Source organism: Burkholderia sp. 9775_39, from assembly GCF_015712225.1.
Lineage (GTDB): Bacteria > Pseudomonadota > Gammaproteobacteria > Burkholderiales > Burkholderiaceae > Burkholderia > Burkholderia cenocepacia.
In genome coordinates this window covers 25,615-39,544 of record NZ_JACCQC010000012.1, presented here as the reverse complement: position 1 = coordinate 39,544, position 13,930 = coordinate 25,615, and the positions used below count along the sequence as shown (strand labels likewise).

Annotated in this window: 15 protein-coding genes; 6 read left to right on the top strand and 9 right to left on the bottom strand. The window is 68.5% G+C overall.

All coding sequences use genetic code 11. The features are described from left to right. Positions 1-100 precede the first annotated feature (100 nt). From H0X90_RS17680 to H0X90_RS17655, 6 genes are all read right to left on the bottom strand, one after another. Positions 101-697: a UbiX family flavin prenyltransferase gene (locus tag H0X90_RS17680; RefSeq protein ID WP_006482052.1), complete on the bottom strand. Its 597-nt coding sequence runs from the start codon at positions 695-697 to the stop codon at positions 101-103. Between the two features lie 24 nt (positions 698-721). Beyond that, entirely contained in the window at positions 722-1,033 is a 312-nt protein-coding gene (grxD, locus tag H0X90_RS17675; protein WP_006477066.1) for a Grx4 family monothiol glutaredoxin, read from the bottom strand. A gap of 67 nt (positions 1,034-1,100) precedes the next feature. Continuing rightward, positions 1,101-1,943, bottom strand: a complete 843-nt coding sequence (gene prmC, locus H0X90_RS17670) for a peptide chain release factor N(5)-glutamine methyltransferase (protein WP_077188953.1) — start codon at positions 1,941-1,943, stop codon at positions 1,101-1,103. A 7-nt stretch (positions 1,944-1,950) separates the two neighbouring features. Then, complete coding sequence (gene prfA, locus H0X90_RS17665; protein ID WP_006494405.1) at positions 1,951-3,033, bottom strand: peptide chain release factor 1; 1,083 nt, start codon at positions 3,031-3,033, stop codon at positions 1,951-1,953. Positions 3,034-3,125: 92 nt separating this feature from the next. Next, complete coding sequence (hemA, locus tag H0X90_RS17660; RefSeq protein ID WP_006482047.1) at positions 3,126-4,424, bottom strand: glutamyl-tRNA reductase; 1,299 nt, start codon at positions 4,422-4,424, stop codon at positions 3,126-3,128. Positions 4,425-4,450: 26 nt separating this feature from the next. Further along, a complete protein-coding gene (locus H0X90_RS17655; protein WP_006494404.1) occupies positions 4,451-5,215 on the bottom strand; it encodes a response regulator transcription factor in 765 nt (254 codons plus the stop codon). A 171-nt stretch (positions 5,216-5,386) separates the two neighbouring features. Between H0X90_RS17655 and H0X90_RS17650 the strand changes: the two genes are divergently transcribed. The 4 genes from H0X90_RS17650 (at position 5,387) to H0X90_RS17635 (ending at position 8,731) form a co-directional block, all read left to right on the top strand. Next, positions 5,387-5,641, top strand: a complete 255-nt coding sequence (locus H0X90_RS17650) for a hypothetical protein (protein ID WP_006477062.1) — start codon at positions 5,387-5,389, stop codon at positions 5,639-5,641. Positions 5,642-5,659: 18 nt separating this feature from the next. Continuing rightward, positions 5,660-7,474: an aminopeptidase P family protein gene (locus H0X90_RS17645; RefSeq protein ID WP_034201063.1), complete on the top strand. Its 1,815-nt coding sequence runs from the start codon at positions 5,660-5,662 to the stop codon at positions 7,472-7,474. Positions 7,475-7,559: 85 nt separating this feature from the next. Then, the gene (locus H0X90_RS17640; RefSeq protein WP_006482082.1) at positions 7,560-8,111 is read left to right on the top strand and encodes a cysteine hydrolase family protein; all 552 of its coding nucleotides are present in this window, start codon (positions 7,560-7,562) and stop codon (positions 8,109-8,111) included. Next, on the top strand, positions 8,108-8,731 hold the full coding sequence (locus tag H0X90_RS17635; RefSeq protein ID WP_006494401.1) for an HAD family hydrolase: 624 nt from the start codon (positions 8,108-8,110) through the stop codon (positions 8,729-8,731). Before H0X90_RS17640 ends, H0X90_RS17635 begins: the two co-directional genes overlap by 4 nt. Positions 8,732-8,871: 140 nt before the next feature. On the opposite strand, the gene ettA is transcribed toward H0X90_RS17635, so the two are convergent. The 3 genes from ettA to gcvA form a co-directional block, all read right to left on the bottom strand. Beyond that, entirely contained in the window at positions 8,872-10,539 is a 1,668-nt protein-coding gene (gene ettA, locus H0X90_RS17630) for an energy-dependent translational throttle protein EttA (protein WP_006494122.1), read from the bottom strand. 168 nt (positions 10,540-10,707) lie between these two features. Continuing rightward, entirely contained in the window at positions 10,708-11,016 is a 309-nt protein-coding gene (locus H0X90_RS17625; RefSeq protein ID WP_006482070.1) for a DUF3761 domain-containing protein, read from the bottom strand. 89 nt (positions 11,017-11,105) lie between these two features. Continuing rightward, positions 11,106-12,023, bottom strand: coding sequence for a transcriptional regulator GcvA (gene gcvA / locus H0X90_RS17620; RefSeq protein WP_006482065.1), 918 nt, complete (start codon positions 12,021-12,023; stop codon positions 11,106-11,108). A 193-nt stretch (positions 12,024-12,216) separates the two neighbouring features. Here gcvA and H0X90_RS17615 point away from each other — a divergent pair, with 193 nt between their 5' ends. After that, a complete protein-coding gene (locus H0X90_RS17615) occupies positions 12,217-13,485 on the top strand; it encodes an MFS transporter (protein ID WP_077188954.1) in 1,269 nt (422 codons plus the stop codon). A gap of 81 nt (positions 13,486-13,566) precedes the next feature. Next, positions 13,567-13,914: an MmcQ/YjbR family DNA-binding protein gene (locus H0X90_RS17610; protein ID WP_006482050.1), complete on the top strand. Its 348-nt coding sequence runs from the start codon at positions 13,567-13,569 to the stop codon at positions 13,912-13,914. The last annotated feature ends 16 nt before the right edge of the window (positions 13,915-13,930 follow it).

The following is a 13,930-nucleotide window of genomic DNA, read 5'->3' as shown; positions in this document are numbered from 1 at the left end:
TGGCGATAGCGGGCTTCCGACTGCCGACTGGCATCGGAAGGCGTGGAATCGACGGAGTTGTGGTGAGGATCGGTGGAGATGCGCGCAGAAGAGGCGTGACTTACTGCGCGTGCCGGATGCCGGCCCACGGTGTCGTGAGCGGCGCGCTGAGCGCGAACAGGTCGAGCACGCGCGTGACGGTCTGATCGACGAGTTCCTCGATCGTCTTCGGCATCGCATAGAACGCCGGCAGCGGCGGAAAGACGATGCCGCCCATTTCGGTGACGGCGGTCATGTTGCGCAGATGCGCGAGGTTGAACGGCGTTTCGCGCACCATCAGCACGAGACGGCGGCGCTCCTTCAGCGTGACGTCGGCCGCGCGCGTGATCAGGTTGTCGGACAGCCCGTGCGCGACGCTCGCGAGCGTCTTCATCGAGCAGGGTGCGATCACCATGCCATCGGTCGCGAACGAGCCCGACGCAATCGTCGCGCCGACGTCGCGCACCGAATGCACGACGTCCGCACGGCTTTCGACGTCGGCCTTCGGCAGCTTCAGTTCATGCTGGATGTTGAGCCAGCCGGCGTTCGAAATCAGCAGGTGTGTTTCGACGCCGCCGGCGGCGCGCAGCAGGTCGAGCAGCCGCACACCGTAGATCGCGCCGGTGGCGCCGGTGATCGCGACGATCAACCGGCGTGGCGGCGCGCTGGAAGATGCCATCGAAAGGGGGACGGGTGCCGCGTGTTACGCGGCGGCGAACAGTTGCTGCAGTTCGCCCGACTGGTACATCTCCATCATGATGTCCGAGCCGCCGATGAATTCGCCCTTCACGTAGAGCTGCGGGATGGTCGGCCAGTTCGAGAAGGCCTTGATGCCCTGGCGGATTTCGTCGTCCTCGAGCACGTTGACGGTCTTGAACTGGTCGACGCCGCAGGCCTTCAGCACCTGCACGGCGCGGCCCGAGAAGCCGCACATCGGGAATTGCGCGTTGCCCTTCATGAAGAGCACGACCTGGTTTTCGTCGACGATTTGCTTGATACGTTGTTGGGTGTCCATGACTGACCTTGCGTTTGCGGGGCGTTAGATCGAAATGATAGCGGATTTCAACCGGGCGGGCCGGGCATCAGCCCGGCAGGCGGCCGCCGGTCGTGCGTTCGATGGCGGCGAGATCGGTCAGCGATTCGACCGCGACGAAGCCGTGCGACACCAGGATCGCGCGCACGGCTTCGGCCTGGTCGTAGCCGTGCTCGATCCAGAGCGTGCCGCTCGGCTTCAGATGGGCGCCGGCGCCCGCGACGATCGTGCGGATCGCGCTGAGGCCGTCGGCGTCGTCGGTGAGCGCGCCGCGCGGCTCGAAACGCAGGTCGCCCTGGGCGAGATGCGGATCGTGCTGCGCGATGTACGGCGGGTTGCTGACGATCGCATCGAACGCGAGCGCGGGATCGAGCGCCGCGTACCAGTCGCTCTGCAGCCAGTGCAGCGGGCCGCCGGGGCGCTGCGCGTCGAGCAGCTTGTCGGCGTTGCGTTGCGCGACCGCGAGCGCGGCCGGCGAACGGTCGAGCGCCCACACGCGCGCATCGGGGCGCTCGGCAGCGATCGACACGGCGATTGCGCCGCTGCCGGTGCCGAGGTCGAGCACGGCCGCGTGCGGCAGCCCGTCGATCGCATCGAGCGCGGCTTCCACGAGCAGCTCGGTTTCGGGGCGCGGGATCAGCACGTCGGGCGTCACGTCGAACGGGCGGCCGAAGAACTCGCGCATCCCGACCAGTTGCGCGACGGGTTCGCCGGCGACGCGGCGCGCTTCGAGCGCGCGGTAGCGTTCGACCGCGGCCGCGTCGAGCGGCGCGTCGCCGCGCGTGATCAGTTGCGTGCGGGTCCAGCCGAGCGCGTGCGCGAGCAGCACGCGTGCATCGACCGGGTCGAGCGGCGAGGTGCGCAGCAGGGCGTCGGCGGTGGTGTCGGGCATCGCGGCCTCAGTCGGCTTCGCCGAGCGACGCGAGCAGCTCGGCCTGGTGCTCGGTGACGAGCGCGCCGATCAGTTCGTCGAGATCGCCGTCCATGATCGCCTCGAGCCGGTACAGCGTCAGGTTGATCCGGTGGTCGGTCATCCGGCCCTGCGGGAAGTTGTACGTGCGGATGCGTTCCGAACGGTCGCCGGAGCCGATCAGGCTCTTGCGCGTCGCGGCTTCCTTCGCATGCTGCTCGTGATACTGCTTGTCCTTGATGCGCGCGGCGAGCACCTTCAGCGCGCGATCCTTGTTCTTGTGCTGCGAGCGATCGTCCTGGCATTCGACGACGATCCCGGTCGGGATGTGCGTGACGCGCACCGCCGAATCGGTCTTGTTGATGTGCTGGCCGCCCGCGCCGGACGCGCGGAACGTGTCGATGCGCAGGTCGGCCGGATTGATCTCGACCTCGCCGATCTCGTCGGCTTCCGGCATCACCGCGACCGTGCACGCGGACGTATGGATGCGCCCCTGCGTCTCGGTGGCCGGCACGCGCTGCACGCGATGGCCGCCCGATTCGAACTTCAGCCGCGAATACGCACCCTGGCCCGCGATCCGCACGATCACTTCCTTGTAGCCGCCGAGATCCGACGCGCTCTCCGACATCATTTCGACCTGCCAGCGCTGGCGTTCCGCGAAGCGCAGGTACATGCGCAGCAGGTCGCCCGCGAACAGCGCCGATTCGTCGCCGCCCGTGCCCGCGCGGATTTCGAGGAAGATGTTGCGGTCGTCGTTCGGATCCTTCGGCAGCAGCATCTTCTGCAGCTCGGTCTCGAGGCGCGCCATGCCCTCGCGTGCGCTGCGGATTTCGTCTTCCGCGAAATCGCGCATTGACGGATCGGCGAGCAGTTCCTGCGCGGCCGCCTCGTCGCTGCGCGACTGGCGCCATAACGCGTATTGCTCGACGACCGGGCCGAGTTCCGCATGTTCGCGCGTCAGCTTGCGGTACTGGTCGAGGTCGGCCGTGACGTTTTCGCGGCTCAGCAGGTCGTTCAGTTCGGCCAGCCGTGTGGACAGCTGGTCGAGCTTGCGTTGCATGCTCGTCTTCATGGTGTGGAGCGGCGCTCCCGGGCAAGGGTATTCGGAAAGGATAGGCCGGCGGCAGGGCAATGCGCGGCCGGCGGCAGGGCGACCGGCCGGCGCTAGTGGCCGGACTGGTCGTTCGAGCGCGGCGCGTGCTGGTAGAAGCCGCGCATCAGGTCGATCAGCGAATCGCGATCGGCGCCGTTGACGCGGTTGAGCGCGCTCGTCGGGCCGTGGATCAGCTTGTTGGTCAGCGCCTGCGACAGGGCTTCGAGCACGGCGGCCGGATCGTCACCGCGTGCGAGCAGCTTCTGTGCCTTCTCGACTTCGGCGCGGCGCAGCGCGTCGGCCTGCGTATGCATGTGACGGATCACCGGCACGACGCTGCGCGTGTCGAGCCATTGCATGAAATTCTGCACGCGGGTTTCGATGATCGCTTCGGCCTGCGCGACCGCGGCCTGACGCGACGCGTTGCCTTCGCGCACGATCGCGCCGAGATCGTCGACGGTGTACAGGAACACGTCCTTCAGCTTGCCGACTTCGGGCTCGATGTCGCGCGGCACCGCGAGGTCGACCATGAAGATCGGCCGGTGGCGACGCGCCTTCACCGCACGCTCGACCGCGCCGAGGCCGATGATCGGCAGCGTCGACGCGGTGCACGACACGATGATGTCGAATTCGTGCATGCGGGTGGGCAGGTCGGCCAGCGGCATCGCGCGGCCGTTGAAGCGTTCGGCGAGCCGCTGGCCGCGTTCGGCCGTGCGGTTCGCGACGACGAGTTCGCGCGGGCCTTGCGCGGCGAAGTGCGTCGCGCACAGCTCGATCATTTCGCCCGCGCCGATGAACAGCACGCGCTGATCCGACACCTTTTCGAAGATGCGCTGCGCGAGGCGCACCGCGGCCGCGGCCATCGACACCGACTGCGTGCCGATTTCGGTCGTGCCGCGCACTTCCTTCGCCACCGCGAACGTGCGCTGGAACAGCTGGTTCAGATAGGTGCCGAGCGCGCCGGCTTCCGTCGCGGTGCGAACGGCATCCTTCATCTGGCCCAGGATCTGGGTTTCGCCGAGCACCATCGAATCGAGGCCGGAGGCGACGCGGAACGCGTGCCGGACCGCTTCCGACTGCGGCAGCGCGTAGACGTGCGGCGCGAGTTCGTCGACCGGAATCCGGTGATACTCCGACAGCCAGCGGAGCGCGCCTTCGCGGGCCGCGCGATCGTCGGTCGCGCAATACAGTTCAGTGCGGTTGCAGGTCGAGAGGATCGCCGCTTCGGGCGTATTGGGCGCCTGCGGGCCGAGAAACACGTTCTTGAACGTGACGAGAGCCGGTTTGATTTGCTCGAGCGGAAACGCCACGCGTTCGCGCAGGGCGACAGGCGCAGTGTGGTGGTTGATTCCGATCGTGAGGAGTTGCATATCGAGGGCTATCGTTTAGCCCCATATTATAGCGTTTCAGCGATTTCCTCACTCGCCGCATACCGGGCATCAGCGTGGCGGGGGCGCGAATTTGGGGGCTCGATCGGTACGCGGTCAAGCTGGTAGCCGAAGCCGTAGAGCGGCAGCAGTCGGTAGCCGCGCTCCGGAAGCAGCTGCAATTTGCTGCGCAGCCGCGACGCGTGGGTATCGAGCGTGCGCGACTTCATGTCGCGGCGGCGCGCCCATACCGTTTCGAGGATATGGGCGCGCGACACGGGCCGCGACAGGTTCGTGAACAGCAACTGCGCGAAACGGAACTCCTTCGGCGTAAGTGAAACGATTGCGTCGCCGAAACGCACGAGGCAGTGTGTGGCGTCGAACGCGTATTCGCCGTACATTTCGCGCGAGCGGGTGGGCGGCCGGCGAACGCCGGCGCGCCGGCTCAGCGCGTTGACGCGCGCGAGCAGCTCGGGCCCGCTCACGGGGCGCACGAGGCAATCGTCGGCGCCCGCGTGCAGGCACGAGACGATTTCGCTTTCGCGTGCCGACTGCATCACGGCGATGGCCGGCAATCCCGGCAGGACCGCCTGCGCGCGCGGAATGACTTCCTGCGCCGGCTGATCGCCGGCCCAGTGGCCGGTGACCAGCATGTCGCAGGTGTTGTCGGCGGCGAGCCACTCGAAGAAAGCGGCGCTGGATGGAAAAGCATGGCACACGTGACCGCCGGCAAAGAGCAGGCGGTTCAGGAGTGCGGTGTGACGCGACTCCGGATCGATCAGCGCGATTCGCATGAGAATTTCTTCAATACGGCAGCCGGTGTGCGCTTGCCATAACGTCGAGTCGGCCCCTACACTCGAATGTTCGCGGCGCCCGGCTGGTCTCGGGTTCGATGGATGAATCGATGCTAGCCGCTGGCAACGTTCACGCCTATGGGACGAATCTGAATTTATAGAAGGCGTCGAATGAACTGGTTTGGAATCCTTGTCCTGGGAGCGGCCGTCGGGTTGTTCGGCCGCTGGCTGCATCCGATGCGGCGCACGGGCCGGCCGGCGTGGTGGATCGCGGTGCTCGTCGGCATCGTGGGCGCGGCCGCCGCCCGCATGGTCGGCAATCTCTCGGGACTGTTTTACGATGGCGAGACGCTCGAATGGCCGGTCTGCACCGGCGTCGCGTTCCTCGCCGTAGCCGTGACGGTCGCGCTGTCGGCCCGTCGCTGAATGCTCTCAGGTGAAATCATGAATGCCCGTCTCCCCGAAGTCTCGCCGGTGCCGGCCCGTCTCGCGCTATTGCGCGACGCCATGGTCCGCGAGAACCTGGCCGCCTATCTCGTGCCGTCCGCCGATCCCCACCTGTCCGAATACCTGCCCGAACGCTGGCAGGCGCGCCGCTGGCTGTCCGGCTTCACGGGCTCGGTCGGCACGCTGGTCGTCACCGCGGACTTCGCGGGGTTGTGGGTCGACAGCCGCTACTGGGTGCAGGCCGACGCCGAACTGGCGGGCACGGGCGTGCAACTGATGAAGATGACGGGCGGGCAGCAGAGCGCGCCGCACGTCGACTGGCTCGCGCAGAACGTGGCGGCGGGCGCGACGGTCGGGGTCGACGGCGCCGTGCTCGGCGTCGCGGCCGCGCGCGGGCTGACGGCCGCGTTGAGTGCGCGCGGCATCGCGCTGCGTACCGACGTCGACCTGCTCGATGCGATCTGGCCCGAGCGGCCGGGGCTGCCCGGCGATGCGGTGTTCGAGCACGTGGCGCCGCAGGCCGACACGACGCGCGCGAGCAAGCTGGCCGACGTCCGCCGCGCGATGCACGCGCAAGGCGCGCAGTGGCATTTCGTGTCGACGCTCGACGATCTCGCGTGGCTGTTCAACCTGCGCGGCGCCGACGTCAATTTCAATCCGGTATTCGTTGCGCACGCAATGATCGGCACCGATCGCGCGACGCTGTTCGTCGCCGACGGCAAGGTACCGCCGGCGCTGGCCGCGTCGCTCGCGCAGGATGGCGTCGACGTCCGCGCCTACGACGCCGCGCGTGCGTCGCTCGCGGCGCTGCCGGACGGCGCGACGCTGCTGATCGACCCGCGCCGCGTGACGTTCGGCACGCTCGAGGCCGTGCCGGCCGGCGTGAAGCTCGTCGAGGCCGTGAATCCGTCGACGTTCGCGAAGTCGCGCAAGACGACCGCCGAGATCGAGCACGTGCGCGTGACGATGGAGCATGACGGCGCCGCGCTCGCCGAATTCTTCGCGTGGTTTGAACAGGCCGTCAATCGCGAAACGATCACCGAGCTGACGATCGAGGAGAAGCTCACGGCCGCGCGCGCGCGGCGCCCCGGCTATGTGTCGGCGAGCTTCGCGACGATCGCCGGCTTCAACGCGAACGGCGCGATGCCGCACTACCACGCGACGCGCGAGTCGCACGCGACGATCGCCGGCGACGGCCTGCTGCTGATCGATTCGGGCGGCCAGTACGTGACGGGCACGACCGACATCACGCGCGTCGTGCCGGTCGGCACCGTCAGCGACCTGCAGCGGCGCGATTTCACGATCGTGCTGAAGTCGATGATGGCGTTGTCGCGCGCCCGCTTCCCGCGCGGCATCCGCTCGCCGATGCTCGACGCGATCGCGCGTGCGCCGATGTGGGCGGCCGGGCTCGACTACGGCCACGGCACTGGGCATGGCGTCGGTTACTTCCTGAACGTGCACGAAGGCCCGCAGGTGATCTCGCACTACGCGCCGGCCGAGCCGTACACGGCGATGGAAGAGGGGATGATCACGTCGATCGAGCCGGGTGTGTACCGTCCGGGCCAGTGGGGCATCCGGATCGAGAACCTGGTCGTGAACCGCGCGGCCGGGCAGACGGAATTCGGCGATTTCCTCGCGTTCGAGACACTGACGCTGTGCCCGATCGACACGCGCTGCGTGCTGATCGAGATGCTGCACGACGAAGAGCGCGCGTGGCTGAACACGTATCACGCGACGGTGCGCGAGCGCGTCGGCCGGCATGTGAGTGGCGACGCGAAGGCGTGGCTCGACGCGCGCACGCAGCCGATCTGACGCAACGCGCGGCAGGGCCGGATAGCGGCTGGATCGATCGGACAGCGATCGAACGACGGCCGGACAATAACAGCGAGGGCAGGCAATGGCGGACACTGCAGTGATCGTGGTCGACATGCAGCGCGGGCTGGTGGAGCGGGCGCGGCCCGCGTACCGGCTCGACGACGTGGTGTCGGGCATCAACCGGTTGACGGCGGCGGCGCGCGCGGCGAACGCGCCGGTGTGCTTCGTGCAGCACGACGGCGACGCGGACGACGACGTCGTGCCCGGCACGCCGGGCTGGGAACTGCATGCGGGGCTGGTCGTCGGTCGCGACGACTGGCGCGTGCGCAAGCAGGCGAGCGACGCGTTTCACGACACGCCGCTCGCGGCGCAGCTCGATCGCCACGGCATCCGCTCGGTGCTGATCTGCGGCTATGCGACCGAGTTCTGCGTCGATTCGGCAGCACGCCGCGCTGCGTTGCTCGGCTACCGGACGACCGTCGTGTCCGACCTGCACACGACGAACGAGCGCGTCCACCTGTCGGCGGCGCAGATCGTCGCGCACCATCACTTCATCTGGAACAACAATTCGCTGTCGGGCAACGCGGTGACGCCGCGTCCGCTCGCGGACGTGCTCGCTACGGAGTTCGCATGACGATCAAGGCAGTGGTGTTCGATTTCGGCGGCGTGCTGATCGACTGGAGCCCCGAGTACCTTTACCGTGAACTGATTCCCGACGACGCCGAGCGCCGCTGGTTCCTCACGCACGTGTGCGCGATGGACTGGGTGGTCCGTCAGGACGGCGGGCAGACGATCGAGGAAGGCACGGCCGAACTCGTCGCGAAGTTTCCCGAGCACGAAGCGCTGATCCGCGCGTTCTATGCGCGCTGGCACGAGATGATCGGCGGCGTGCTCGAAGAAGGCGCGGCCCTCGTCGACCGGCTGGACGCGCAGGGAATGCCGCTGTTCGGGCTGACGAACTGGTCCGCGCAGACGTTTCCGTATGCATGGGACAACTTCCCGGTGCTGCGCCGGTTCAAGGACATCGTCGTGTCGGGCCGCGTGAAGCTCGTGAAACCCGACCCGGCGATCTACCGCGAGATGCACGCGCGGATCGAGCCGCACCTGCCCGGCATCGCGTCGCACGAACTCGTGTTCATCGATGACAACGCGAAGAACGCGGCGGCCGCCACGGCGCTCGGCTGGCACGGCATTCATCACACGAGCGCGGCGGCGACCGAGGCGCGGCTGCGCGAGCTGGGCGCGCTGGTGTAAGCGGCGGGACGAGCGCCAGGCGAAAAAAAGCGGGCCATGGGCCCGCTTTTTCGTTGTGCCGTTCCGGATGCGGCCTCCTTCGATCACCTTCGGCGTCCAGCCCCGCGTGAGCGCGAGGCCGGATGCCCGGGCCGCGCCGGTCAGCGGCTGATCGGCTTGTAGCGCAGTCGCTTCGGCTTCGCGGCTTCCTCGCCGAGGCGCGCGCGCTTGTCGGCTTCGTACTCCTGGTAGTTGCCGTCGAAGAACGTGACCTGCGAATCGCCTTCGAACGCGAGGATGTGCGTCGCGATCCGGTCGAGGAACCAGCGATCGTGCGAGATCACCATCACCGAGCCCGCGAATTCGAGCAGCGCGTCTTCCAGCGCGCGCAGCGTTTCGACGTCGAGGTCGTTCGACGGTTCGTCCAGCAGCAGCACGTTGCCGCCCGAGATCAGCGTCTTCGCGAGGTGCAGGCGGCCGCGTTCGCCGCCGGACAGGTTGCCGACGATCTTCTGCTGGTCGCCGCCCTTGAAGTTGAAGCGGCCGATGTATGCACGCGACGGCGTTTCGTACTTGCCGACCGTCAGCACGTCGGCGCCGCCCGAGATTTCCTCGAACACCGTCTTCGAACCGTCGAGCGCGTCGCGGCTCTGGTCGACGTACGCGAGCTTCACCGTCGGGCCCATCACGACTTCGCCCGAATCCGGCTGTTCCTTGCCGGTCAGCATCTTGAACAGCGTCGACTTGCCGGCGCCGTTCGGGCCGATGATGCCGACGATCGCGCCGGCCGGGATCTTGAAGCTCAGGTTGTCGATCAGCAGGCGATCGCCGAACGACTTGCTGACATTCTTGAACTCGATCACTTCGTTACCGAGGCGTTCGCCGGCCGGAATGAAGATTTCCTGCGTTTCGTTGCGCTTCTGGTATTCCTGGCTGCTCAGCTCCTCGAAGCGCGCGATACGCGCCTTCGACTTCGCCTGGCGCCCCTTCGGGTTCTGGCGCACCCACTCCAGTTCCTTCTTGATCGCCTTCTGGCGTGCCGATTCCGACGCTTCTTCCTGCTTCAGGCGCTCTTCCTTCTGGTCGAGCCAGCTGCTGTAGTTGCCCTTCCACGGAATGCCGTGGCCGCGGTCGAGTTCGAGAATCCACTCGGCCGCGTTGTCGAGGAAGTAGCGATCGTGCGTGACGGCGACCACGGTGCCCGGGAACCGCACCAGGAACTGCTCGAGCCAGTCGACCGATTCGGCGTCGAGGTGGTTGGTCGGTTCGTCGAGCAGCAGCATGTCGGGCTTCTCGAGCAGCAGCTTGCACAGCGCGACGCGGCGCTTCTCACCGCCCGACAGGTGCTCGATCTTTGCGTCCCACGGCGGCAGGCGCAGCGCGTCGGCGGCCACTTCGAGCTGCTGCTCGGGGCTGCCGCCGTCGCTCGACGCGAGGATCGCTTCGTATTTCGCCTGTTCGGCCGCGAGCGCGTCGAAGTCGGCGTCCGGTTCGGCGTAGGCCGCGTAGATTTCTTCCAGCTTCTTGTTCGCCTGGAACAGGTCGCCGAGGCCTTCCTCGACGGCTTCGCGCACGGTCTTCGTCGGGTCGAGCTGCGGCTCCTGCGGCAGGTAGCCGATGTTCAGGTTCGGCATCGGCGTGGCTTCGCCCTCGATGTCCTTGTCGACGCCCGCCATGATGCGGATCAGCGTCGACTTGCCCGAGCCGTTCAGGCCGAGCACGCCGATCTTCGCGCCGGGAAAGAACGACAGCGAGATGTCCTTCAGGATCTGGCGCTTGGGCGGCACGATCTTGCCGACCCGGTTCATCGTGAAAACGTATTGGGCCATTTCGGTGTGAAAGTCAGAAGTGGTTGAGACGGCCGCGCAGCGCGCGGGCTGGCGGCGTCGGGTGATTCGGTACGGAGCGTGCCGCGCGGGGCGCGGCGGTGCGAGCGCGTATTGTACTTCGCCGCCGGCTGCCGCTGGCACCGCGCAGGCCATTCGGCCGACCCGCGCTCACAGCCACGCGGCGACGCCGCCATGCCCGGAGCAGGTGCCGCGCCGGTGGCGGCTGAAGCTGTACGTGCCGTCTCGGCAGCGCGCGCTCGCGCCGTCCGGCACGCGGCCCGATTTCGAATGCGCGGGCGCATGCACGGTTTCGCCGTCGCGGTTGCGATAGGTGTCGTGACGGTCGAGATCGGCTTCGTCGCCGTAGCCGGGCGACGCGCGATAGGCGTGCGCGGCAGGCGGCAACGCGGTGCACGCGACGAAAAGCGCGGCGGACAGGGTCGCGACGTGGGTCGCGCGGCGAAGCAGGGCACGCATGGTCTCTCTCGTTCTGTTCGTTGTTATCGATGTCGGGCCGACGGCCCGCGCCGCATGTTAGCGGATCGGCGCCGGGGCGCCGCGCGACGCTACGCCGCGCCGGCCATCGACGCCGCGCCGTCGGCCTGCGCGGCATCGAGAATCCAGCGGCGGAACGCGGCAACCTTCGGCCGTTCCGCGTGATGCGGCGGATAGACGAGGTAGTACGCGAAATCGTCGAGCCATGCGACGTCGGCAAGCTGCACGAGCCGGCCGCTCGCCAGTTCGCCGCGCACCATCGCCGCCGGCAGCAGCCCGGCGCCCTGGCCGGCGACGATCGCCTGCAGCAGCAGGCCAGAGTCGTCGAACGCGGGGCCGCGCGGCGGGCCGAAATCGTCGATTCGCTGCGCGCCGAACCAGATGTGCCAGCCCTTGCGTTCGGCGTCGTGCAGTTGCGGCCAGCCGACGAGCTCGGCCGGCGTCGCCGGCATGCCGAGCCGCGCGACGAGGTCGGGCGACGCGAGCGCGACGATTTCCACCGTCAGCAGCCGTTCGCTGCAGAGCCCGATGTAGCGCCCGAGGCCGTGACGGATCGCGACGTCGACGCCGTCGCGCGCGAAATCCGCGAGCGCGTGGCTCGTGACGACCTGCAGGTCGACGTCCGGGCAAGCCTGCCGGAACTGCGCGAGCCGCGGGACGAGCCACGCGGATGCGAAGAACGGCGTCACGCTCACGGTCAGCACGCCGCTGTCGGCGGCGCCCGACACGCGCTGCGACGCGTCGGCGATCTGCCGGAACGCGTTGCGCACGGGCGGCAGGTAGTCGCGGCCGGCGGCCGTCAGCAGGATGCCGCGGTTCACGCGCTCGAACAGCTGCACGCCGAGATGCGTCTCGAGCGTGCGGATCATCTGGCTCACCGCACCGGGCGTGACCGACAGCTCCTCGGCCGCCGACTTCACCGACAGGTGGCGGGCGGCGGCTTCGAAGGCGCGCAACGCATTGAGCGGCGGCAGGCGCGAACGGTTCATTCAGTTTTTCTAAAGCGAAAGGTCGACGAAATATCGTTTGAGACGACGCGTACGCGCGAGTACCGTTGACGCATCGGATCGCCCGTTTCACGGCTGCCCGCCGGCGGCCGATGCGATCAACATAGTTCAACTATATCCACGAGGCAATCCGGACGCCGCCCGGCAGCCGGTGGAACCCGAAAGGAGCATCGTCATGAACCGCCCGGGCGCATCGCGCCTTTTCTATGGCTGGTACGTGGTGGCGGCTGCGTTCGCCGTCACGTTCGTCGGATTCGGCAGCGCGTACACGTTCAGCGCGTTCGTCGAGTCGCTGCAGCGGGATTTCGCCGCGTCGCGTGGCCAGATCTCGCTCGTGTTCTCGCTCGCCGGCTTCCTGTACTTCGGCTTCGGCATCGTCAGCGGGCCGCTGGCCGATCGTTTCGGCTCGCGGCGCCTCGCCGTGGTCGGGATGTTGCTGACCGGCGCGGGGCTCGCGGCCGCCGGCGCGGCGCGCACGCTGCTGCAGGTCTACGTCGCGTACGGGCTCGGGGTCGGGTTCGGCGTCGGCTGCGCGTACGTGCCGGCCGTCGGCGCGGTGCAGCGCTGGTTCGTGCGTCGGCGCGGGTTCGCGTCGGGGCTCGCGGTCGCGGGGATCGGCGTCGGCACGCTGGTGATGCCGCCGCTCGCTTCCGCGCTGATCGCGCAGGTTGGCTGGCGCGGCGCGTATTTCACGCTGGCCGCGATCGCGCTCGTGCTGGGGGCCGGCATGTCGCTGCTGATCGAGAACGACCCGCGCGGGCGCGGATTGCTGCCGGACGGCGAGGTCGCCCGTGACGGCGGCGGCCGGCATGCCGGTGCTTCCCCGGCCGCCGCGAACGCGCCAGCCGGCGCGACGGTGCGCGAAGCCGTCACGTCGCGGCCGTTCGCGAGCCTCTACGCGGCCTGCCTCGTCTGCTCGTTCGGCGTGTTCGTCCCGTTCGTTCACCTCGTGCCGTACGCGCTCGATCATGGCGTCGCGCCATCGACGGCCGTGCTGCTGCTCGGCGCGATCGGCGTCGGCAGCACGGCCGGCCGCTTCTTCCTCGGCGGCCTCGCCGACCGCTTCGGCCGCCGCGCGTCGCTGCTCGCGATGTTCGCGGGCATGGCCGTCGCGCTGGTCGCGTGGGCGGGCGCCGGCACCGTCGCGACGCTCGCTGCGTTCGCGCTCGTGTTCGGCGTGTTCTACGGCGGCTGGGTCGCCGTGCTGCCGGCGGTCGTGATGGACTATTTCGGCGGGCGCAACGTGAGCGCGATCATCGGCATCCTGTACACGAGCGTCGCGTTCGGCACGCTGGTCGGGCCGGCCGCCGCCGGCTTCATCTACGATGCGGGCGGCGGCTATCTCGTGCCGATCCTCGCGAGCGCCGCCGCGAATGCGATCGCGTTCGCGATCGTCGCGACCACCGGGCGTGCGCCGGCCGCCGCCCGCGCGGCCGGCGGATAGCGCCGCGAGGCTGGGTGCGTCGCGCGATTTCCGGTAGGGTGGCCGGATCGTCAACCATCGACGCATGGTCGGGGAGGCATCGTGACATTCGACGAAGTCCGGCAGATCGCACTGGCGTGGCGCGGCGTCGAGGAAGGTACGTCGTACGGCACGCCCGCTCTCAAGGTGAAGGGCAAGCTGCTCGCGCGGCTGCGCGAGGACGGCGACACGCTCGTCGTGAAGGGCGTCGGCCCCGACGAGCGCGCGTGGCTGATCGAATCGGCGCCCGACGTGTATTACGTGACCGATCACTATGTCGGCTGGCCGATCGTGCTGGTGCGCCTGTCGGCTGCGCATCCGGACGCCGTGAAAAACCTGCTTCTGCGAGAATGGCACGCAATCGTGCCGGCGCAGTGGCGGAACGAAGCCGCCGCCCGCGACGCGAATTGAACGGCGCGCCCGGCGC